Genomic DNA, 22638 nt, shown 5'->3' on the forward strand with positions numbered 1-22638 from the left:
AATATAGTGTAAGAATCCGACTACTTCATTCTTACAATTTCTTTTTTAAAAAATCATCGATGATGCTTACAGATGATTCATCCAATTCACCTGTGGATGCAATCAGTTGAAGATAGGCCATTGTATGGCGGGCAACAGCATCAGCATATCGCTGTTTGGCGGCAGCTAATCTTTCTTCGGCATCCAACGCATCTGTAATAGTTCGTACGCCTACTTCAAACCCTGCCTGTGCAGCCTTTTTTTCCGTTTTAGCGCTACTCAAGGCTGCATCCAATGCCTTAACTTCAGCAGCAGTTGTACGCAAACCAAGCAGAGATTGACGGGCTGCAAGACGTGCCGTGCGCTTGGCTTCTGCCATGTTAAATTCAGCCTGAATCTTTTCTTGAGTACTCTTGCGCTGTTGAGCCCATATTCCACCACCTGCATAGAGCGGCATGGATAATTCTATTCCAAAGGAAGCTCCTTTCACCGTTGAACCACCAAATGTGCCATCCGAGCTTTTGATATGATCCCAGCCTGCCACCAGTTGCAATGTAGGCATAGCTCCCCCCACACTTTTTAAATGTTCTGCATCAGCCATAGCTACAGCCTGATCACTTAATTGAACACCTAGCGCTGTTGCTTCTGCCCGCTGCTCCCATATTTCCAGATTATCCTCCTTGACATGCAGCGGCTCCATTCCCTGATGTAGAGTACCGGAAACCACCATCTCCATACCAACTAGCGAGTTTAATCTTGCTTCTGCTTGAGCCAAAACCTGACCTGCCCGAATTCGTCCGGCTGTAGCCAGATCACGGCGACTACTGGCCGAAAGAGAATCATTGACGGTAGCCGTACCCACTTCAAATGCCGATTTTGCCTGCATAGCAAGCTTATTCATGGCCTGCTCTCTGACTTTCGCTGCCGAAAATGCAGCCTTCGCCCGAATGACACTCAGCCATGCAGCAGAAGCTTCCAGAATGGTTTGTTGGCGTTGCATGGCTAACTTCACTTCTCCTGTCGCAGCAGAAATTTTACCCTGTTGATAGGCTGCCCACTTCTCTACATCAAACAATGGCTGATATGCCTTAATGCCATAGATTTGTTCATTATTACGCACACCTGTTTTTAGAAAATCAAATGATACATCATAGCTAAAATCCTGGTTTCTTCTCGTGAGCGAGGCATTGGCAACCACATAGGGCAACATCGATGCACGCCCCAAGGTGATATCTTCAGTCAATGCATTTCGTGCAGCCTGTGCCGCCTGAAGGGAAGGAGCATGCTTCAGAGCCAAATCAACAGCAGATTGCAAGCTTGATACACCGGCTGAAAAAGCAGGTGAAGGAAGTAGAAGGCAAAGCGATAGTATTATAATCTTTTTCATGATTTTATCTCACCTTTTATGGGTTCATCTGCCGTAATCCTTGTACGCAAACCACGCCAGTTTTTAAATCGTTCAATTCCATTTTCCATGAGTGAATAAGCGGCTGGAACAACAACCAGTGTTAACAGTGTCGATGAAATCATGCCGCCAATCACGGCGACCGACATAGGAATGGTCATTTCACTACCTGTACCCCAACCGAGTGCGGCTGGCAGCATAGCAAAGATAATAGTGAGTGATGTCATCAACACAGGTCGCATGCGCACAGGGCAAGCTTCCCGTAACGCATGGTCAATACTCATCCCCTGATTACGGTATTGATTGGTCAGATCAACAAGCAAAATCGAGTTTTTAGCCACCAAACCAACCAACAACACCAGCCCGATCATGGAAAAGATATTAAGTGTATTTCCTGTGATGACCAGGGCAGCTACACCACCGGCAATCGCCATGGGTTGGGCGAGCATTAAGACCCATGGCTGGGCGAAGGAGTTAAACTGACTCGCCAGAACCATGAAAATCAGAATCATCGCAATACCAAAGGCAAACATCATATTTTTACCTGTCTTTTTAAATTCTGCCGCCTGACCTGTATATATAATACCATAACCAGGGGGTAATAGCTCTTTGGCAAGCTCATTAACTTGATCAACAGCTCCGCCCAGCGGCATGCTAGGTGCTGTATAGAACATACCTGCGTATCGCAGATCCATTTTCTGAATCACGGCTGGGCCTAGCTGACGCTGCCAACTGGCAATAGTGTCCAGTCGAACCTGCTGCCCTGTGGGGGTGCGCAAGTATATTTTGCTCAAATCATCGGGTTGTGCGAGCTGGCCATGCTTCACTTTTAAACGTATATTGTAACGATTCCCATCGCCAGGCTCATCATTAAACTTGGCAACATCATAACCGCCAGCCAACACGCCAACAGTTTGAGCAATATCTGCGGCAGAAATACCCAAGTCCCGTGCACGCTCACGATCGACATGCAAGACCAACTGCGGCAAATCCAGTTGCAGGTCAAGATCAAGGTTCCCCATTCCAGGTAACCTATCCAGTTTCTGTTTTAGCTCATGTGATAACCTAGCAACCTCACCAAGATCAGGTCCAGTAAGCGCAAACTGCATGGGTTCGCCACGCTGTCCACCACCGACAATCGGCACCTTGATGGCAAAGGCATGCAAGCCTGGGATTTGCCCCAGTTTCGTTTGAATCTCAGGAATAATATCCCACTGCTTACGACTGCGTTCCGTCTTGTTGCTCAATCGAACAAAGGTCATACCTTGATTCACTTGCCCACGCTGCCCTGAACCAATGACCGTAAAATAGCTCCGCACATCTGGATCACTGGCCAGTACTGACTCCATTTCTTTTAAGCGCATACCCGTGTCGCTCACCGATGAGCCCAGGGGTGCCTTGAAAATGATCATAAAGCGACCTTCATCCTCTTCTGGGACAAAACCTTTACCAATCAAACCAAACAATGTTGTACTGATGACAAACAATGCTATCGATCCTGCCAATACTTTCCAGCGATGATTCAGACATCCGTTCAACACATAGCGGTACATGTTATCAAGCAGCATAAAGCCTCGATCAAATAGCTTATAAACATGACCGTGCCTTTTTTCCACATGCAAATAACGAGAACAGAGCATGGGAACCAAAGTCAGCGCAACAAATAGCGATGCCAGCACGCCAAAGCTGACAATCACGGCAAACGCATTAAAGAAACGCCCAATCATACCATCCATGAAAATCACAGGGGCAAAAATCGCCACAATACTTAAGCTCGCAGCAATCACTGCAAAGGTCACCTGTTTGCTACCCGAAATCGCAGCGCTTTTTGCATCAGGCTCCAATCCCTCTTCACGATGGCGGTAGATATTTTCCAGCACCACAATGGCATCATCAACCACAATGCCAATCAATAAAAGCAGAGCAAGAAGGGTCATTAAGTTCAACGTGAAGCCAAGGGCATAAGCAACGCCAATTGCCGCCAGCATAGAAACTGGAATTGCCGCAGTTACAATCAAGGTCGCGCGAATACTTTTCAGAAACACTAGCACAACCACAAAAGCCAGCAGAATCGATTCAATTAGATGTTCTTTTAGTCCATCAACAATACCCTGAATAATATCGGCATCATTTGAAGCAATATTGATTTCCAGTCCAGGCGGTAGTGCTGGCTGGATCTCTTCATTCAAACGCTTTTTTACCTCATCCACAATGGCAACGGCATTGGCACCTGTGACTTTTACAATGCCCAAACCAACAGTAGGCTTGCCATTGAAACGGGCAATTTGCCTGAAGTCAGCCAGTCCATCTTCAATATCGGCAATATCCGCCAAGGTAATCGTGCTACCACCTTTGGCGCGTACCACCATTTTTTTCAATGCATCAGCAGTGTGAAACTCCATGTCCAGTTTGATCATATATTCACGTTTATCACTGGTCAGAAAACCACCAGGGAATTGAACATGCTCTTTTTGAAATGCCGCAATCACTTCGGGAACAGTAACACCAAAACCCTGCATGCGATCCAGATCCAGCCATGCACGTATGGTACGTTTTCGTTCACCTGCAATCTGAACTTCACCCACGCCATTAATGTTTTCCAAACGCTTTTTAATAATATTCCGAGCATACTGATTGAGCTGTTGAAGCGTACGGTCGCCTGATAAAGATAGCCATAAAACTGGAGCAGCACCAATTTCAATCTTGGCAACAATTGGAGGCTCACTACCTTTGGGTAGCTCACTTAAAACCTGGTTGACCTTAGCCTGGACTTCGTTAAATGCCACATCAATATCTTTAGACAGAAGAAACTGTAGTGTTACCACAGATACACCGGGTGATGAATAGGATATTACATGCTCAATGCCTGAAATACTATTTACCTTTTCCTCGATAATCGATGTCATCGAGGCATCAACGATATCTGAATCCGCCCCTACCTGCACGGTGGTCACTGATACCATGGGGAAATCTACAGTAGGGAAACGATCCACACCAATACGGTTATAACTAATGATACCAAACAAGACCAACAGCGCTGACATCATCCATGCGAATACATGGCGGTTGATGGAGAGTTCAGGTAAATTCATTTTGCACCTGCCTGAACCTGTACGCTTGCCCCATCACTTAAAAATGCCGCGCCAGTTGCAGCCAGCGTGACGCCAGCACTTAAGCCATCCGTGATTTCAACATAACCGTTTCTGCGAACGCCAGTTTGGATGCTGTGCACCTCAACCTTTTCACCTTTTAGTACATAAACAACCTCTCCAGCAGGACGCAGCACCACACACTCTTCAGGCACCACAACGGCCTGCTTATGCGTCGCAATAATTAATTCCGCAATGACACTTCCGCCAGGCCGCCAGTTACCTGGATTATTGATTCTCACCCGTGCTTCAAAAGCATTTGATGACGATCCAATCATTGGCGTTAAATCATTAATTGACGCGGAAATAATCTGATCACTACCAGGCAAGTGCATGCGCACCGGAATACCTACTTTAACTGAATGAATCTTGGTTTCAGGAACCGTAATGGAGATAATAAATTGATCATTTGTAACCAATTGGAACATAGGCTTACCGACACCAATATAATCACCTGCTGCAACCCATCGTTTCTGAATCGTTCCTGTAACAGGTGCAACAATATCGGTTCGGGCCAAATTATTTTTGGCTTGCCTGAGCTGCGCTTTTGCCGCCTTTACTGATTTTTGCAAAGCTATCAATTGTGCCTCTGCCTGATCCAACATGGTGGTAGAGATAAATTTATCTTCAGCCAGTTTTCTGTAGCGCTGAACAAGCCGTTCTTGTGCATTAGCCTGCGCCTTGTTGCGTGCTAAGTTTGCTGCTGCTGTGGAAACAGCCACCTGCATATCAGAAGTATCGAGTTGCGCCAGCACATCACCTTTTGCAACCTTGTCTCCGACATCAACCTTCACCTTACGTACACGTGCTGGCACTTCTGCGGCAATGGTTGTTGTTGCTGGATCAAGTATACGCCCCAAAGCCTGCTCAATCACCTCAACATTGCGCAATTCACTTTTTACCGTAGTTATTTTTACAGACCTAACAGCATGCTGACTTTTTATATCAGTTTCTTTTCCATCCTTCGCAAGCTCTCCATCTCCACAAGATGCCAGCATAACGACCAACAATAACAATACGATTCTATTCATTTTTTATCTCCGTGAGTTGTAAAACCATTGTACAATAGTTCAAACATAATTTTTCCGCTTTCATGCTGATTCTTAAATAGGTTGCCTGGAAAGTGTTGCAGCGCTGGCCAAGATTGAAAAAGAAATATATTCATTCCAGCAAGTGCTGCTGCCATATGGTCAGGATCAATATCACGCCTAATCTCACCACGCTCCTGACATTGACATAATAATGACCTTAAAAGAGAAAAATATTCAGCAAAAACTTGCTCTGCTAGGTCTTGCCCTCTTGAGCTATTGCTATCCAGCATTTCCCGAAGAATAAGTCTGGAAATATTGCTTTTGGCATTGATATGTTTGAGGTGTTCAATAGAAAAATGTGCAAGTTGCTCAGCTGATGTACCATCAACATGTTGCAATTCAGTGAGCAGAAGTTTCATATCTTGAAGCGCACATTTCAATACAGCCAGATACAATTCATCTTTTAATTTGAAATGATGGTAGATATTGGCTTTGGATATACCTGCATCAGCAGCAATCTGTTGCATAGACACACCATCATAACCGCGCTTGGCAAACAGCTTCTCTGCCGCAATAAGTATTTGTGTTGCACTAGGAGCCAATATCATTTGATACCTCTTTGAACCTCAAACTGACCGAACGGTCGGTAGATTATCACCTTAGATTTAAACCGCAACATTTAGGGATGTGACTGTGCGCCAAAGTGAAAATATCCTCTTTACTATCGATATATGGGTTAAGTCCTTTAACCAGTGGCTATTCTGCAAACTAATATGAAATAAGGATTACATATAACTTTAAAAATATTTAAATCTTTGTTATTCAGGTAATCAATTGATGTACCTTTCGAAAAGGTTTACCTCGCACCTTAAAAAGTTTAAAAAGGCCTATAAGGCAACATTTGTGGAGGAAAAACAATATGAGTATTTTTGATATTCAAACACCGCAACAAAGTGTTGGTTTTCAGTTTTGGAAATTACATCAGAAATGGCAAAAACGGGTTCACAATGCCCTAGAACCTTATCACATCACCCATACGCAATTTGTGATGATGGCATCGATTGCTTGGTATGAAGAGCAAGGTATTCAACCTTCTCAAGCCCAAGTTACACAACTGATGAATATTGATAAAATGGCATTTTCTAAAGCTGTACGTCAGCTGGAAGAACGCGGCTTGGTCAAACGCAAGCAAAGCAAAAAGGATGCACGTATCAAAGCATTATCCTTAACAAAAAAATCACTTATTATCATGCCTCAAGCAATCTTAGCGATTGAGTCTGTAGATAAAGAAATCTTCGGTATGCTTGGAGAGCGTAAACAAACGTTTAATAAGATTCTGATTTTATTGAATAAGTCCTAAGGACAGTCTGTCAAATCAATAGCACAAGCTGTTGATTTGTAAGAGAAAGGAAAACCACATTTTTTCTTTCTCACACTGATTTTTGGCAAAACGCCAATAAATCAGAACCTCCCGAACTATGGCTTAGGGCTAATCCTAGCCAACACGCCATGCCCTTGCCTTTCATGCAATATGGCTGCTAACACATGCAAAGCAATCATTGCCTCAAGCACACCAACAATTGCCTCATGTACTTCAGCAACAAGCACCACCATCCATGATTGTGGTGCTGTGATACTCCAACCAAAATACAGTAGTACGCCTGTCACCGCCATGATTGCAGCAAGCATTAAAAGTATACCATGCATGGTTTTAGCTGTTGTTTCACTGTCTTGCGGGTTGGCAAGCTCAAGACGAAACCAGCCTTTAATTTGCGTATTCAGCTCTTGCAGTAGCTGTGTTCTGCCTTCTGCTTGTAACCAAGGAAACAATGTGCGCCAACCCGCTTCAGGCAATGCCATCAACGCCAATATCATGCGAAACACCAATAACCCCACAATGGTCAGCCCCAAAAACTCATGGGTTTCAAAACCCAGCGAAGGCGTGGTCACACCTACTTCTGCTAAATGCTCATTCTCATGGGCAAATGCTTGCGTTAGGATATGCATTGCTTCTTGATGCTCACCTTCTACTTCAGGCACATCCATCAACTCACCCACTGCCAGTTGTGCCAGCAGGCAAGCGGCAAATACAGCGTGAAATATACGAAGTATCCAAGGGTATTTAACCACATTCATGTTTATTTACCAGCCAACTGGTTCATGCGCAAACGTAATGCATTAAGTTTAATAAAACCATCTGCATCTTGCTGATTGTAAGCACCTTCATCATCTTCAAATGTACATAAACGTTCATCAAACAAGGAGTTATCCGAGCGGCGACCCAATACCATGACATTGCCTTTGTATAATTTCAGGCGTACATCACCATTCACTGTTGCTTGTGAAGCATCAATGGCTGATTGCATCATACGTGTTTCAGGGGCAAACCAATAACCATTGTAAATCAGTTTAGCATAACGTGGCATCAACTCATCTTTCAAATGTGCTGCTTCTCTGTCCACAGTGATGGATTCAATAGCACGGTGCGCTTTGAGCATAATTGTGCCGCCTGGTGTTTCGTAACAACCACGCGACTTCATGCCCACATAACGATTTTCCACAATATCAATGCGACCAATACCATGTTTGTTACCCAAACGATTGAGTTCACGCAATACTTCCGCAGGAGTCATGGTTTTGCCATTCACAGCAACAATATCACCGCCTTTATAAGTCAGCTCAATTTCTTCTGGGGTATTCGGTGCATTTTCAGGAGACACTGACCAACGCCACATATCTTCACCCGGTGCAACCCAAGGATCTTCCAAATCATAACCTTCATAAGAAATATGCAATAAATTGGCATCCATTGAGTATGGTGACTTGGAGTTTTCACGTTTACGCTCGATTTCAATGCCGTGTTTGGCTGCATATGCCAACATTTGCTCACGTGAAGTCAAATTCCATTCACGCCACGGTGCAATCACTTTCACGTCAGGTTTTAGCGCATAAAAACCAAGCTCAAAACGCACTTGATCATTACCTTTACCCGTTGCACCATGCGATACAGCATCAGCACCTTCAAGTTTGGCAATTTCAATCATACGTTTGGAAATTAACGGGCGTGCAATGGATGTACCAAGCAAATATTCGCCTTCATAAATTGCGTTGGCGCGAAACATAGGAAACACAAAGTCACGCACATATTCTTCCGTTAAATCGTCAATATAAACTGCCGATGCACCACATGCCTCAGCTTTAGAACGCGCCTCTTCAACCTCTTCACCCTGCCCAATATCAGCAGTAAACGTCACCACTTCGCATTGATAAGTATCTTGCAACCACTTAAGGATAATTGAGGTGTCCAAACCACCCGAATAGGCTAATACGACTTTATTGACTGACATAAAAGAACTCCAATTGTGTTAAACTAACTTTTAAGGAAGCGCTGGTTTATTCAGTGCTTCCGTGCAGCCCATGGGTGGGCTGCCAAATCAATAGCGCAAGCATTTGATTTTTAAGAGAAAGGAAAACCACGTTTTTCCTTTCTCGTCCTGATTTTTGGCAGGATGCCAATAAATCAGCATTTCCTTAAACACGGCGCAGCCTATCGTTTTTTTATTATAGGGCTATGAATATCCAACAAGCGATGCGCTTCAGCACAATCGGCTTGAATTTGTGCCGCCAAACCATCAGCGGAAACAAAAGCCCTATCTTCACGAATCCGCTTGACGAAATGTACTTTCAGGCGTTTGCCATACAAGTCTTCTTGCGTGTCCAATAAGTGTGTTTCTAACAACAGTGTGCGTCCGTTAAAGGTGGGGCGATAGCCCAAATATGCAGCAGATTTTACCTTTTTACCATCATATTCTGACCATGCCGCATAAATGCCAACGGGCGGATGTGTTAAATCTTTGACCTGAATGTTCGCCGTAGGAAAACCCATCTTACGCCCACGTTTTTCACCATGCCCAACTCGACCCGAAATGGCATAACAACGGCCCAATAAATCATTGGCTAAATCAAAATCAGCCGCTTCAATCGCCGAACGAATACGACTGGATGATACCACCGCGCCATCCATAGCAAAAGCAGCAGCTTCACTCACTGTAAAACCATGTCTATCACCAAGCACACGCATCATATCCGCCTGCCCTTGTCTATCTTTACCAAAGGCAAAGTCATAACCGACATGAATATGTTTAAAACCCAAACTATTATAAATATGCCGCATAAAATCTTCGGCAGACATGGATGCCAAAGCTTGATTAAAATGAAGTAAAAGAACGGCATCCACACCTGCACTTTTTAAATCTTCCAAACGTTCATGCAAATGCGACAAACGACGCGGTGCTTCTTCAGGAAACAAAAAGGCTCGGGGATGTGGCTCAAAGGTAATCACCACTGATTTTGCATCACCTAGCGCCGCAGCATGACCATTCAATTCCGCCAACACTTGTTGGTGTCCCATGTGTACACCATCAAAATTACCAATGGTGATGGCACAGCCCTGTAAATCTGCTTTTTTCGCAGCATCAAATGAACGTAAAACTTGCATGAGCTGAAACATAAGAAGACAGTCATCCTCTGTCGAGGAAACAATCTAGGTCTTGAAAAACTGTATGCTTCAACTTATATAAATTAGAACTTGCTAATATATTAAACTACATTATACTTCGCCATCAAATTTCAAAGGTAAAAGGAGATGTTAAACGTGTCTTTCCCATCCGTAATCCAACGCCTGACATGGTTTGCACTCATATGTGTTTCACCAGTCATGGGTCATGCAGCTGATACATTATCCCTCAAAGATAGTGTTTCTTTTGCACTTGAACATAATCGTATGTTGTCTGTTGCTGAGGCACAAGTACAAGCTGCTGAAGCACAAGCTGATGCTGCCACGGGGCAACTCATGCCACGTTTAGACCTATCCACGGGTTTATTTCGTACCAACTCACCACTCAATAGTTTTGGTACTAAATTGCAGCAACAAGGTGTAACCGCTGCTGACTTTGACCCGACATTATTAAACAGCCCTGCTTATATTAACAACTACCTAACCCGCCTTAACTTAACCATGCCGTTGTTTGCAGGTGGTGCAAATTGGGCTGCACAAACAGCTGCTAAGTCTCAAGCCCAAGCATCCACATACCAATTTGATTTTCGTAAACAGCAAATGATTTATCAAACCATTGCGGCTTACGTGCAAACCCGCCAAGCCTTGGCACAAGTCGAAGCTCAGCAACATGCTGTTCGCGCTGCCAACAATCGCTGGCATGATGCCCAAGCCTTGAAAAAGCGTGGCATTGCTATCGAAAGTGATGTGATGGATGCCCATGTTTATGTATTACGCAACCAAGTTGCACTTGCTCAAGCCAAAGCTCAGTATCAAGATAGTCTTGAACACCTGCACTTGGTTTTAGGTATGCCAAACACAAAACAAGCACCCGTATTGGCAGAACCTGTGATTCAATTTCAAGCTGAAAATGTCAATAAGCTCTTGGAACAGGCTTACGCCAATCGCGCTGACTTATTGGCATTGCAAAGTAGCGTTGAAGCTGCTGCTGCAGGCAAACGCCAAGCCCAAGCTGGTTTTTATCCACACATCAATTTGATTGCAGCCCAAGAATGGAACAGTGACACCTTTGGTTTAAAAAATGATAATACAACAGTAGGTATTAATTTGACCATGAATCTTTTTGCGGGTGGTGCCAACAACGCACAAACACGTGCCGCAGAGTCCAAACGTATTATGGCAAGTTTGCAGTTGGAAGATAAACGTCAACAAATTGCCAATGAAGTCCGTCAGGCATGGCGTGGGCTACATATTGCTGAACAACGTTTACGAAGCGAAACTGAAGCATTAAATCAAACCTTGGAGTCTTTACGCATCAAATCCTTGCGTCAAAAACAAGGCTTAGAAAAAACTTCTGACTTACTCGATGCGCAAGCCCATGCTGATGCATCTAGGGTCGCACAAATCCAAGCCAAATATGATTATATGATTGCCAAAGCTGCTTTATTACTGGCAGCAGGCACATTACATGAAGGGGTAGTTCAATGAACAATATCAAACAAAAATTAACATACATCACGCTAATTGCAGCTGTTACAAGTCTTAGTGCTTGCTCAGATGAGCCTGCACCAAAAGCAGCAAACTACCCTACGGCAACAGCACAAACCATGACCGTACAACAACAAGCTGTACCTGCATATTATACCACCAGTGGTACGGTAACTTCTGACCACCGTGTATCCATTAGCTCACGTTTATCCGGTTATATCCGTGAATTGACGGTACGTGAAGGCGATCAAGTCAAAGCAGGGCAAATATTGGTACGTGTTGACCCTGTTGATGCCAAACAAGCTTTGATTCAAGCCAAAGCCGATTTGGCAGATGCCGAAGCCGACTTAAACCGTTACAAAGAACTATTCAAATCGGGCGCTGTATCCAAACAACAATTATCCAAAATTGAACTGCGTTATACCGTAGCCAAATCCCAAGTGAAACAAGCCAGTAACCAATTAAGTTATGCCGAAGTACGCTCACCTGTTGCGGGTGTGGTGGTAGAAAAACGTCTTAGCCAAGGTGATTTAGCAGCACCTGGCATGCCGATTTTAACCATTGAAGACCCAACAAGCCTATTGGTAGAAACGTATGTATCTGAAGGTTTTATCAGCAAAATCCATGAAAATGCGATTGTAGATGTGACCATTCCATCATTACACCAAACCTTTGAAGGTACTGTACGCCAAGTGGTGCAAGCTGCCGACCCTGTTTCCCATCAGTTTTTGGTGAAAGTAGCGCTTAAAGCCTCTGCGGATATTCACCCTGGCATGTTTGCTCAAGCTGGTTTCCGCGTGGGTGAACGTCAAGCCATCATCGTGCCACAATCAACATTAAAAACACACTCAGGTTTACACGCGGTATATGTGCTTGATGCCCATGGTATCAGCCAATATCGTCTTGTTCGACTTGGACAAACATTGGGTGATAAGGTTGAAATTGTTGCAGGTTTACATGATGGCGACACCATTGTTTGGGGTAATCCAAACATCAAAACTGGCATGAAAATCCAAGCTGAAAACGGTAAATAACCATGGCTGAACAAGAAAATAAAACACAAGAACCCTTAAACATTGCAGGTAAGTTGGGTTTGGTGTCAATGAAGACCAACTTGACCCCGATTATCAGCATTTTGATTCTATTGATTGGTGTTTTTGCGCTATTTATTACACCGCGTGAAGAAAACCCACAAATTGATGTGCCTGCTGCCAATGTGATTATCCAAATGAATGGTGCAAGCCCACAAGAGGTGCAAAACCTTATCGTACACCCTCTGGAAATGGTCTTGCGCGAGATGAGTGGCGTTGACCATACCTATGGTACAGCCATGGGTAATGTAGGTGTTGTCACTGTTGTATTCGAAGTGGGTGCAGATACAGAAATCAGCATGGTTAAGTTATATGACCGTATCATGCAAAATCTTGACCGCATTCCTCCAGGTGCATCCCAACCCTTGGTCAAACCCATGGATGTTAACGAGGTTCCAGCGGCAGTCATTACACTTTCATCCAGCGAGCTTGATGGTCTAAGCTTAAAACGCCTTGCTGAGCGTGTGCGTGAACAACTAGCGCCGCTAGAAGGTGTATCTGTTGCCGATATTATTGGTGGTCGCGACCATGAAGTTCGCATTGAAATCGATCCTGCCAAAATGGCTGGTTATAAAATAACTTTAGACCAACTGCATAATGTATTGATGAGCGCTAATACAGGTGGCCCTGTGGGTGAGCTTGTTGGCAACAACCGCGTAAGCAAAGTTTGGTTATCTGGTTATTTGGAAAACGCACAAGAAGTGGGCGCATTAATTGTAGGTAGCCATGGTGGTAAACCTGTTCACCTTCGTGATGTAGCAACCATTATTGATGGCCCTGCTGAAGTCACACATTTGCATCGCATTGCTTATGGTCCTTCTGCAGAGCATGGTACACAAACTGGTGAAGAGCCTGAAATCAATGCTGTTTCCATCACGCTGGCAAAACAACGTGGTACCAATGCCGTATTCGTTACACAACGTATCATGGATAAATTGGAAACACTTAAAGGTGACTTTATTCCAAGTAATGTTCGCGTAGATATTACCCGCGACTCGGGTAAAAAAGCCAATGCTGCAGTAAACTATTTGGTAGAGCACTTGGTGATTGCCATTGTTTCCGTCATTCTTATTTTATTATTATTCCTTGGATGGCGCGAAGCGGCGATTGTTACAATGAACATTCCGTTGATTTTGTTTATCGTGTTGGCAATCGGTTTCTTGGCAGACCAAACCATCAACCGTATCACTCTTTTCTCACTCATCCTTGCTTTGGGATTGTTGGTGGATGATGCCATTGTGGTGATTGAAAATATTCATCGTCACTTGCACAAAGGTGTGAAAGATACCGCTGACAAAATCAAATTGATTGTGCGTGCCACCAATGAAACGGGCAAGCCAACCATTGTCGCAACCATTGCCGTGATTCTTGCCTTTATTCCTATGGGTTTTGTGACAGGCATGATGGGGCCATTCATGGCACCCATCCCATTCAATGCACCGTTGGCAATGGCAGCATCATTAATCATTGCTTATGCCTTTACGCCATGGATTGCACAACGGTTCTTGCCCAATAAAATGGTAGAACCCACCATGGAAGAACAAGATCATAACCCCAAAGACTGGGTACATAGCACATACATGAAATATGCTACGCCACTGGTTGAGAATGCTAAAGTTCGCCTCATCTTTTGGATAGTCGTAGCTGCTTTGTTTATGGGTGCAATGCTGCAACCTGCATGGCAATTTATTCGTCCTGCTGGCATCAATGGTCCATTAACAACGGGTGGTGTAGAATTGAAGATGTTACCCAAAGGCAACCAAAACACCTTTAATATCACCATCGATTTACCCGAAGGTAGCACCATGGAAGAAACCGACCGTGTTGCGCGTGAAATCGGCAATATCTTGCGCCAACATGAGATGGTTAAAGATTATGAGACCTTTGTGGGTCGTGGTGGCCCTATTGATTTCAATGGTATCTTACGTGGCGCAGCACTGTTCCGCGAAGCACCAAACTTGGGTGAAATTCGCGTCAACTTGCGAGACAAACATGAACGCAGTATTCGTTCAGAAGATATTGTGTTGGAATTGCGCGAAATGTTAGCCCCAGTATTTGCCAAACACCCCTTGGCATCCATTAAACTGGTCGAAGATCCACCAGGTCCACCTGTCCGCGCAACATTATTGGCTGAAATTTACGGCCCTGATTATGCCAAACAAAAAGAAGTGGCAGCAGAAGTCCGTAAGACCTTTGCCAACACTTATGATGTCGTGGATTTGGATGACTCCATTGGTGCATCACAAACACAATTTAACATCAAAGTGAACAAAGAAAAAGCTGCACACCTTGGTGTGGTCACACAGCAGGTTGAAGTAGCATTGCGTGACTTCTTATCTGGCTATAATTTTGGTGCCGTACACATCGAAGATGAACGTCATATCGTGAATCTACACGTACAATTGCCACGCTCCATGCGCGTCAATGCTGAAAATCTGAATCAGATTTATGTCAGCTCACCACAAGGCCCTGTAGCACTGTCTGCCATTGCTACAGTAGAAGAAAGCACCGTGAAAAACCCTATCTTCAGTAAAGATGGGCATACGGTAGTCTATGTAACTGCTGAACCTAAACAGGGTTCACAAGTCTATTCTTTGCTCGATATCGATAGTAAAATTGATGGGCAAAAACTAGCAGGTGTTGAATTAAAAACAGGCGGTATGCGTTTTACGGATACGCCCCCTGAAGACACCTTTGGTTATCATATGCTGTGGGATGGTGAAATGCGCTTAACACTGGATGTTTTCCGTGACTTGGGTGCTGCATTCATCGTGGCTATGGTCTTAATTTACCTATTAATGGTGGCATATTATGGTCAGTTTATTCTGCCCATGTTGGTCATGGCACCAACCGCTTTGACCATGATTGGTATTTTCCCTGGTCATGCGATTACAGGGCAACCCTTCACTGCCACATCCATGATTGGTATGATTGCACTGGCAGGCATTGTGGTGCGAAACTCTACCCTGCTGATTGATTTCATACTTGAATACCGCAAAAAAGGGTATGACCTCAAAACATCGGTACTTGAAGCAGGTGCAGTACGTGCCCGCCCCATCCTGCTCACAGCCATTGCCGTGGTCGCTGGTACATCCATCATGATTACCGACCCAGTATTTGGTGGTTTGGGTGTCTCTATGGCATTTGGTACCATTGCAGCAACGATTTTAACCTTGTTTGTCACCCCATTGATGTATTATCTATGGCAACGCGGCAAACCCGATCCTGCAGCCAAAGCCTAAAGCAGGCATAAGCCAAATATCAAAGCCCAGCCGTCAAACGCTGGGCTTTTTTATGCTTCAAAGCATACTGTATAGCATTTTAATCGTATTGGGATTACGCTTTCATCTATGCAGAATACTTCAATGCTAATGTGGGGGCTTGTGTTTGGCTCGATTGGCTTCGGTTTTTTCTCTTACGGGCGAAAACAAAAGGCGATTGTGCCACTACTCACAGGCATGACGCTGATGGTATTGCCCTACTTTGTTGCCAACCTCTATCTATTGTTGGGTTTAGGCGTGGTTTTACTCGCCATACCTTATTTTATTCGCTTGTAAGCGAACCCAGCATATCCAAAGGGCTAACAACCGCACCAAGGTTTTGCTGCAACACATGGGTATAAATTTCTGTAGTTTTCACATCGGCGTGTCCAAGAAGCTTTTGTACTACACGGATATTCGTACCCGATTCCAGTAAATGTGTGGCAAACGAATGGCGCAATGTATGCGATGTCACCCGCTTATTGATGTTAGCTTTTTCTTTTGCCCGCTTAATCGCTTTTTGCAAGTTCGATTGATTCACATGATGGCGGCGAATCTCACCCGTTTCAGGGTCTTTAGATAAGGTCTTAGAGGGAAAAACAAACTGCCATTCCCATGATTTTGGTGCGTTGGGATATTTTTTTGCCAATGCGCCCGACAACCATACATTGGCAACCCCCTGCTCAACATCTTGATTAAATAGCTCTCGCACACCTCGCAAATGTGCTTTTAAATCATCGTGTAAAGATGATGCCAATAAAGTGGTTCGATCTTTATCGCCCTTACCTGCATGAATCGTTAAATAACCATAGTCAAAATCAATATCTTGAACCCGCAACCGAAGCATCTCATTCAAACGCAAACCTCCACCGTACATCACACGAGCCATCAACAAGGTTTCACCTTGCATGACAGAAAAAAGACGACTCATTTCTTGTTGACTGAGCACAACAGGTAAACGTGGCGGTCTTTTTGAGCGAATCGCAGCAATATCATCTGCAAACGGTAAGTGTAAAACGCTTTTATACAAAAACAAAAGTGCATTAAACGCCTGATTTTGTGTCGAAACTGCGACTTTTCGCTTGACCGCCAAGTGACTTAAATAGGCTTCAGCTTCTGCTTTCCCCATATCTCTAGGATGGCGTTTGTTGTGAAAAAATATGAAGTCTTTAATCCAATAAGTATATGCCTCTTCAGTACGCCGCCCATAATGGTAAAAGCGCATCACTTCGCTCACTTGATCCATCAATCGCACCGATTGAGGTTGAAATGTTCGCTCATTCTTGACCTTGGGTGGATATATCGGCATCATCGCTCCTATTCCTCTTTTAAGGCTTAATATGCAATAAAGTGGAAAGGATGTCCACCTATAGGAGTTAATAATGAGGAACTTTGATTACTCCTATTCGGTTAGTTATGTGTAAAAAGCGAAAAAGGATATGCAAATGTTGAAATTTGTTTTTGGTATGTTCATAGGCGCATTAATATCTATATGTTATTTTATATTGTCACCTGAGTTTGATTTTGATAGCAACTTATCAGTTAATTTTATTATCGCTTTTGCGACATGCACAGCTACAGCTATACATTTTGACTCTATTAAGAAACAACGAAGAGATAGAATATGGGATATCAACAAATCAATCCTATTAGATTTAACGCATGCACTATCAGAAGTTATAAAAGAAACTGAATTGGCAATAGACGATGAGCTTGACTACAAATCCCCGCCCAGAGAAAACAGGGGGCATGTATTTAGAAGCTTGGAAGAAAAAATTGATTACGCCCTAAATGTCTACAAACCTTTAATGAATACTGAGTTAGCCAATAATCTTAAAGATCATAAAGCATTTAGCGACAAAATTACTGAAGAAGTTAATTATGCTCATCTAGATCACATAGATGCTTATGAAGCCATGTTAAAAGAATATAAGAGCCTATACGGGAAATTAATTAATTTTATTGCGAGTATTTCTGGTGTTAAAAACACATAACAATGCGCTGCAGTTGACCTCGCAATACGCCGCTTCGCTCTGTATTGCGGTCAACTGAGCTTAAGCGTTAGCTTTCTAGGATAAGCATGGAACCTATCTGGATTGATAAAATAGAAGTTGCAGAAAGGCAGATTGCCGAAGCAGTAAAGCTGTTTTTTGAAAAAAGAGACCTTGTTGTTATCCATACGGTAATTGCATCTGCTCACCAAGTGTTAATTGATGTTGGTAAAGAACAAAAAATTAACAGTGCTATTAAAAACCCAAAGGGGTTAACACGACAACAGTACAGGCAACATATCAAATCAATTAATGTTCCTTACAATTTTTTCAAACATGCTGATAATGACCCAAATGGAAAGCTAAATATTGCTCCCATAGAGCGTTTTACATCAGATTTCATTCTTGATGCAATACTAATGCTTCAGAGGATATCAGGAAATATTCCTTTAGAGGCTAAAGTATTCTGGGGATGGTTTGTTGCTACATACCCTGATGAGTTTGATGATTGTCCAAACAACGGTGCAATTAAAAATATGATGGAGATGGGTTTGGCAGATTGGGATTTTCCAACAATTCATCAATTTCTTATATTTGGAGAAATTTTGTATGAAAAAAGCTAACCAAAGCATCGAGAGGGACGCTCGCTGCGCTCCTGCCCCTCATGCAGGTCGTTATGTGTAAAAAGAAATAAAACATGATTAAACAATTACAGGATGTACTACACACAGAAATTCCATTAACAAAGCATATTGGCTTGTCTGTCGTTAAACATACGGAGCTATCATTAACTTTAAGTGCGCCATTAGAAAAGAACATCAATCATAAATGCACGGCATTTGGTGGCAGCATTTACTCAGTATCCGTTTTATCTGGCTGGGGTCTAATATATTTACTGCTAAAACAACATAATTTATCAGGCCACATTGTCATTCAGGAAAGCAATACAAAGTTCAGCAAACCAGTTAACTCTGATATAACGGCTACATGCTCTTTCATATCTATTCGCCAATGTGATAAATTCATCAATATGTACAAAAGAAAAGGCGTAGCAAGAATAAAGCTAGTATCTAAAATATCTTGCAATAGTGAAAATGCGGTAACATTTAATGGCACCTATGTTGTACACACATAACAATACGCTGCAGTTGACCTCGCAATACGCCGTTTCGCTTCGCTACACTCTGTATCGCGGTCAACTGAGCTAGGTCGTTAGGCAAACAAATGGAAAATATGAATATATCATTTCAGATAACCTGTAAAAACATAACTCAATTTATCGAGCACTGGTCATCTAAATATATTTACTCTAATGAGCAAAAATATGACGATAATGTTGGTAAGCCTCTTACAGCCGAATCAAGGTTAGAATTATTTGAGTGGAAAAATGGTTCAGTTATTTCAGCTAAAAAAATCGAAAGTATAAATAAAAACTATCCTTTAATTTTTGAAGGAAGCCAAGAAGAAAGATATTTAAATCACAAAAAATCTGGCGGGGCAATCTGGAATATTTTTTACATACATTGCCTAAACCCAACCCAATGGCCAATTTACGACCAACATACATTTAGAGCCATGAAATATATGAAAACAGGTGAAATTACTGAAATAGGAAATACAAATAAACAAAAATATGAAAGCTATATAAATGAATATATTCCATTTATTGAGTCTTTTAATAATATAAATCATCGAAAATTAGATATGGCTCTATTTGCATTTGGCCAATTTCTTAAAATAGCAAAAAAATATGCCTAACCAAAGCATCGAGAGGGACATAGCTTCGCTCTGCCCCTCATGCAGGTCGTTAGGGCTCTATGAGGAGGAATTGAAGTGTCACAAGTAAAAATATTTGGAATCAAAGAGAGTTTGAACCCAATCAAGAAAGAGTTATCTGATGTTATTCATGAGTGTGTTGTTGAAGCCCTTCATTTTCCTCAAGATAAAAGAGCGCACAGATTCTTTCCTCTTGAAAAAGAAAACATGTTTTACCCCAGTGGTAGAACAGATGCCTATACCATTATTGAAATTACAATGATTGAAGGTAGAGAAACAGAAACAAAGAAAAAGTTAATTAGCCTTTTATTTGATAGAATTCAAGAAAAAATCGGCATCACTCATCAAGATATTGAAATCTGCATTTATGAATCGCCAGCCTGTAATTGGGGCTTTCGTGGTATGCATGGTGATGAAGTGAAGTTAAATTATAAAATCAATGTCTAAAAGCCATAACAAAAGCATCGAGAGGGACGCTCGCTGCGCTCGCGCCCCTCATGCAGGTCGTTATATGCCATGAAATGTTTCACACTCGATTCAAACTGCATCATCGATTTAGAAGAAAATCGACCAGATGCTATCCACCTAGAAGAGTTAAAAACATTATGGCAGTCTGGAAAAATTGAAATTGGTGTCGTTTCCGTAAGCGCTTCTGAGAATCAACCATCTGGTGAATCTATGCACAATTATGCAGAGTTTGAGGCCAAATTAACCCGTGCAGGTCTATCAAATGCACGTGAATTAGCGCCCATTGGAATATGGGATTTTGGCTATTGGGATCATATGCTATGGTCTAGTGATGAATCTGAAGCCCAGCTTAAAGAAATAAAAGATATTCTTTTCCCGCAATCACAATATGACCCGCCAGACGACTTTAGCACTAATAGTAAATGGCGTAACCAGACATGTGATGCGCTAGTAGCCTGGTCGCACAATTTTCATAAATCTGACCATCTTGTAACCAGGGATAATAATTTTCATAAAAAAGCTCAGCCTTTAATAAAGTTTGGTATTAAGAGCATTGTTACTCCCGAGGAGGCAGTATCAATTGCAAAAAGCATATAACAAATCGTCCAACCCGACCTTTTTATACGCCGTTTCGCTTCGCTACGGAATAAAAGGGGTCAGGTCTTGTTTCGCGCATTCTTGACGTTATACTTGCGCCATGGCTAGACCTCTCCGAATCGAATACGAAGGCGCAGTGTATCATGTGACATCGCGCGGCAATGCACGGTCTGATATTTATTTTTCAGATGCTGACCGTGAGATATTTCTTGATGTGCTTACACATGTAGTTGAGCGATTCGATTGGGTTTGCCATGCTTATTGCCTAATGAGCAATCACTATCACCTAATGATTGAAACCCCCAAAGCCAACCTTAGCCGAGGTATGTGGAATAAAAGGGGTCAGGTCTTGTTTCGCGCATTCTTGACGTTATACTTGCCCCATGGCTAGACCTCTCCGAATCGAATACGAAGGCGCAGTGTATCATGTGACATCGCGCGGCAATGCACAGACTGATATTTATTTATCAGATGCTGACCGTGATATATTTCTTGATGTGCTTACACATGTAGTTGAGCGATTCGATTGGGTTTGCCATGCTTATTGCCTGATGAGCAATCACTATCACCTGATGATTGAAACCCCCAAAGCCAACCTTAGCCGAGGCATGCGCCAGCTTAATGGGATGTACACCCAAAGGTTTAATCGGGCACATCATCGTATCGGCCATGTGTTTCAGGGTCGGTTTAAGTCTATTATCGTGGATAAAGATGCATATTTACTTGAATTAAGCAGGTATATTGTACGTAATCCTGTTGCCGCAAATATGGTTAATTCCGTAAGTGATTGGCCTTGGAGCAGCTATAACGCTACGGCAGGCATAGAAAAAAAACCTGCTTTCTTAACTGTAAACTGGCTACTTTCCCAGTTTGGTGGTGATAGAGAAGCATATAAACGGTTTGTGAATCAATCTGAAGTCGTGATACCTTGGAAATCATTGAATGGGCCTGATTTGCTGGGCGATGATGCCTTTAGACAGAGGTTACAAGCATTCAAAAGTGAACCTGATCAGAATATACCCAAACGCAAACAAACGCTGCGGCATTTGCCATTGGCTGAACTTGCAGCGCAAGAGAAAACACGTGGTGAATGGATGCGGAAAGCTTATCAGGAGCATGGCTATACGATGCAATCCATCGCAGATTTTGCAGGCTTACACCATTCTACAGTAAGCCGGCTTATCAAACAGCAAGATGAAAATGCGCGAAACAAGACCTGACCCCAAACACAAACACACAATCATGCAAATATTATTTTTACTGGTTCTTATATACCCGCTTCAATTAAATGCTGAACCAAAGGTCTACGAAACAATTGAAGAATATAGCGTTATTTCTAAGAGTGTTGATAACTTACTTTCTAATCTCAATAAGGCTTCCCCAATTCGGCAACATGGTAGTATTTATCATGCTTACACAGATACTTATGTAGAATGGAATTACAAGTGGCGTAACCAAAAAGGCAGTTGCAAACTTAACCGCGTAGAAACTACAGTTCGTATTACTTATACGCTCCCACACCTTCTAAAAACTTCTTCAAGCAGGCAAGCTTTAAATATCTGGAATTCATATTACCCAGCCCTTGTTTTGCATGAAAAAGGGCACGGCACAATTGCTATCAATGCCGCAAAACAAATCGAAAAAACATTACTTGGGCTACCCATATATACCAATTGCGATTCTTTAAACCGAGAAGCAAACCTAAAAGCACATGATATTTTAGCACGATTTAGGCTTAAACAGGCGAATTATGATACAAGAACTGAGCACGGTAAAACACAAGGTGCAAATCTAGAATTATACTTATATAGAAAGCCTACTAAAAACACGAAGTAGATCTGTATTTTCCCTAAATCAGTAATGTAAGGGGCAAGGTCTTTGCATAAT

Annotated in this window: 21 protein-coding genes and 1 pseudogene; 14 read left to right on the forward strand and 8 right to left on the reverse strand. The window is 42.7% G+C overall.

The window, feature by feature from the left end; genetic code table 11:
• Positions 1-31 precede the first annotated feature (31 nt).
• Genes DM09_RS01675 through DM09_RS01690 form a run of 4 tightly spaced genes read right to left on the reverse strand, consistent with a single transcriptional unit; the run spans position 32 to position 6172 of the window.
• Positions 32-1366 (reverse strand): TolC family protein, encoded by a 1335-nt coding sequence (locus DM09_RS01675; RefSeq protein ID WP_038247079.1) that lies wholly within the window; start codon positions 1364-1366, stop codon positions 32-34.
• Positions 1363-4476: an efflux RND transporter permease subunit gene (locus tag DM09_RS01680; protein WP_051937916.1), complete on the reverse strand. Its 3114-nt coding sequence runs from the start codon at positions 4474-4476 to the stop codon at positions 1363-1365. The genes DM09_RS01675 and DM09_RS01680 overlap by 4 nt, the downstream gene beginning before the upstream one ends.
• On the reverse strand, positions 4473-5564 hold the full coding sequence (locus tag DM09_RS01685; RefSeq protein ID WP_038247081.1) for an efflux RND transporter periplasmic adaptor subunit: 1092 nt from the start codon (positions 5562-5564) through the stop codon (positions 4473-4475). The genes DM09_RS01680 and DM09_RS01685 overlap by 4 nt, the downstream gene beginning before the upstream one ends.
• Positions 5561-6172 carry a TetR/AcrR family transcriptional regulator gene (locus tag DM09_RS01690; RefSeq protein ID WP_051937918.1) on the reverse strand — a complete coding sequence of 204 codons (612 nt, stop codon included), beginning with the start codon at positions 6170-6172 and terminating at the stop codon, positions 5561-5563. The genes DM09_RS01685 and DM09_RS01690 overlap by 4 nt, the downstream gene beginning before the upstream one ends.
• A gap of 311 nt (positions 6173-6483) precedes the next feature.
• Here DM09_RS01690 and DM09_RS01695 point away from each other — a divergent pair, with 311 nt between their 5' ends.
• Positions 6484-6924 carry a MarR family winged helix-turn-helix transcriptional regulator gene (locus DM09_RS01695; RefSeq protein ID WP_038247083.1) on the forward strand — a complete coding sequence of 147 codons (441 nt, stop codon included), beginning with the start codon at positions 6484-6486 and terminating at the stop codon, positions 6922-6924.
• 116 nt (positions 6925-7040) lie between these two features.
• On the opposite strand, the gene DM09_RS01700 is transcribed toward DM09_RS01695, so the two are convergent.
• The 3 genes from DM09_RS01700 to DM09_RS01710 all read right to left on the reverse strand — a co-directional run bounded on the left by DM09_RS01700 (position 7041) and on the right by DM09_RS01710 (position 10074).
• Positions 7041-7700 (reverse strand): cytochrome b/b6 domain-containing protein, encoded by a 660-nt coding sequence (locus DM09_RS01700; RefSeq protein ID WP_038247084.1) that lies wholly within the window; start codon positions 7698-7700, stop codon positions 7041-7043.
• Between the two features lie 2 nt (positions 7701-7702).
• Entirely contained in the window at positions 7703-8911 is a 1209-nt protein-coding gene (locus DM09_RS01705; RefSeq protein WP_038247085.1) for an argininosuccinate synthase, read from the reverse strand.
• A 200-nt stretch (positions 8912-9111) separates the two neighbouring features.
• Positions 9112-10074, reverse strand: coding sequence for a bifunctional riboflavin kinase/FAD synthetase (locus DM09_RS01710; RefSeq protein WP_232507718.1), 963 nt, complete (start codon positions 10072-10074; stop codon positions 9112-9114).
• A 144-nt stretch (positions 10075-10218) separates the two neighbouring features.
• On the opposite strand from DM09_RS01710, the gene DM09_RS01715 reads away from it, so the two are divergent.
• From DM09_RS01715 to DM09_RS01730, 4 genes are all read left to right on the forward strand, one after another.
• Positions 10219-11568, forward strand: a complete 1350-nt coding sequence (locus tag DM09_RS01715) for a TolC family protein (RefSeq protein ID WP_198401639.1) — start codon at positions 10219-10221, stop codon at positions 11566-11568.
• Complete coding sequence (locus DM09_RS01720; protein WP_051937920.1) at positions 11565-12602, forward strand: efflux RND transporter periplasmic adaptor subunit; 1038 nt, start codon at positions 11565-11567, stop codon at positions 12600-12602. Before DM09_RS01715 ends, DM09_RS01720 begins: the two co-directional genes overlap by 4 nt.
• 2 nt (positions 12603-12604) lie before the next feature.
• Positions 12605-15901 carry an efflux RND transporter permease subunit gene (locus DM09_RS01725; RefSeq protein WP_038247089.1) on the forward strand — a complete coding sequence of 1099 codons (3297 nt, stop codon included), beginning with the start codon at positions 12605-12607 and terminating at the stop codon, positions 15899-15901.
• A 108-nt stretch (positions 15902-16009) separates the two neighbouring features.
• Positions 16010-16216: a hypothetical protein gene (locus DM09_RS01730; protein ID WP_038247090.1), complete on the forward strand. Its 207-nt coding sequence runs from the start codon at positions 16010-16012 to the stop codon at positions 16214-16216.
• On the opposite strand, the gene DM09_RS01735 is transcribed toward DM09_RS01730, so the two are convergent.
• Positions 16203-17228, reverse strand: a complete 1026-nt coding sequence (locus DM09_RS01735; RefSeq protein ID WP_081881045.1) for an integron integrase — start codon at positions 17226-17228, stop codon at positions 16203-16205. The genes DM09_RS01730 and DM09_RS01735 overlap by 14 nt on opposite strands.
• 136 nt (positions 17229-17364) lie before the next feature.
• Here DM09_RS01735 and DM09_RS01740 point away from each other — a divergent pair, with 136 nt between their 5' ends.
• The 9 genes and pseudogenes from DM09_RS01740 (at position 17365) to DM09_RS01780 (ending at position 22587) form a co-directional block, all read left to right on the forward strand.
• Positions 17365-17913 (forward strand): hypothetical protein, encoded by a 549-nt coding sequence (locus DM09_RS01740; protein ID WP_038247092.1) that lies wholly within the window; start codon positions 17365-17367, stop codon positions 17911-17913.
• 86 nt (positions 17914-17999) lie between these two features.
• Positions 18000-18533, forward strand: coding sequence for a hypothetical protein (locus DM09_RS01745; RefSeq protein WP_038247093.1), 534 nt, complete (start codon positions 18000-18002; stop codon positions 18531-18533).
• 74 nt (positions 18534-18607) lie between these two features.
• On the forward strand, positions 18608-19045 hold the full coding sequence (locus tag DM09_RS01750) for a thioesterase domain-containing protein (protein ID WP_038247095.1): 438 nt from the start codon (positions 18608-18610) through the stop codon (positions 19043-19045).
• A gap of 98 nt (positions 19046-19143) precedes the next feature.
• Positions 19144-19668: a hypothetical protein gene (locus tag DM09_RS01755; RefSeq protein WP_232507719.1), complete on the forward strand. Its 525-nt coding sequence runs from the start codon at positions 19144-19146 to the stop codon at positions 19666-19668.
• Positions 19669-19743: 75 nt separating this feature from the next.
• Positions 19744-20133 (forward strand): tautomerase family protein, encoded by a 390-nt coding sequence (locus tag DM09_RS01760; RefSeq protein WP_038247097.1) that lies wholly within the window; start codon positions 19744-19746, stop codon positions 20131-20133.
• Between the two features lie 69 nt (positions 20134-20202).
• A complete protein-coding gene (locus tag DM09_RS01765) occupies positions 20203-20751 on the forward strand; it encodes a hypothetical protein (RefSeq protein WP_038247099.1) in 549 nt (182 codons plus the stop codon).
• Between the two features lie 100 nt (positions 20752-20851).
• Positions 20852-21094, forward strand: a pseudogene (locus DM09_RS01770) (transposase); the annotation flags it as partial.
• 40 nt (positions 21095-21134) lie between these two features.
• Positions 21135-21971 (forward strand): transposase, encoded by an 837-nt coding sequence (locus DM09_RS01775; RefSeq protein WP_038247101.1) that lies wholly within the window; start codon positions 21135-21137, stop codon positions 21969-21971.
• Positions 21946-22587: a DUF922 domain-containing Zn-dependent protease gene (locus DM09_RS01780; protein WP_038247102.1), complete on the forward strand. Its 642-nt coding sequence runs from the start codon at positions 21946-21948 to the stop codon at positions 22585-22587. The genes DM09_RS01775 and DM09_RS01780 overlap by 26 nt, the downstream gene beginning before the upstream one ends.
• Positions 22588-22638 lie beyond the last annotated feature (51 nt).

Origin of the sequence: Ghiorsea bivora (genome assembly GCF_000744415.1) — a bacterium.
GTDB classification, from domain to species: Bacteria; Pseudomonadota; Zetaproteobacteria; order Mariprofundales; family Mariprofundaceae; genus Ghiorsea; species Ghiorsea bivora.